Source organism: Halomonas sp. ND22Bw, from assembly GCF_003011945.1.
Lineage (GTDB): Bacteria > Pseudomonadota > Gammaproteobacteria > Pseudomonadales > Halomonadaceae > Halomonas > Halomonas halophila.
Genome location: NZ_PXWD01000886.1, coordinates 1 through 271, shown reverse-complemented (window position 1 = coordinate 271; position 271 = coordinate 1). Strand labels below are relative to the sequence as shown.

The 271-nt window shown below is 59.4% G+C and carries 1 protein-coding gene; it reads left to right on the top strand.

Annotated features, from left to right (window positions below; all coding sequences use genetic code 11):
• Position 1: 1 nt before the first annotated feature.
• On the top strand, positions 2 to 157 hold the full coding sequence (locus CVH10_RS20710) for a recombinase family protein (RefSeq protein ID WP_219924915.1): 156 nt from the start codon (positions 2 to 4) through the stop codon (positions 155 to 157).
• Positions 158 to 271 lie beyond the last annotated feature (114 nt).

Sequence of the window (271 nt, the reverse complement as noted above, 5' to 3'; positions counted from 1 at the left end):
CATCACCGCTCTACAGCTGGCTGGTATTACGTCCCAAGGGGCAATCGCGGACGCCCTGAACGCCCGATCCATCACGGCTCCCCGAGGTGGAGCCTGGTCGGCCGTCCAAGTGCGGCGCGTATTGCAAAGACTGTCTAGTTTGCAGCCGTCTGGATAAAGATTGCTTTAAGAGCCTGTTTGAGGTCTTTGTCTTAGGCTGGATTGTTCAGGGCGTTGGCGGCCATGAGGCTGGCGACGCAGTCGAGACGACCGGTTGCGACATCGAGTCGGC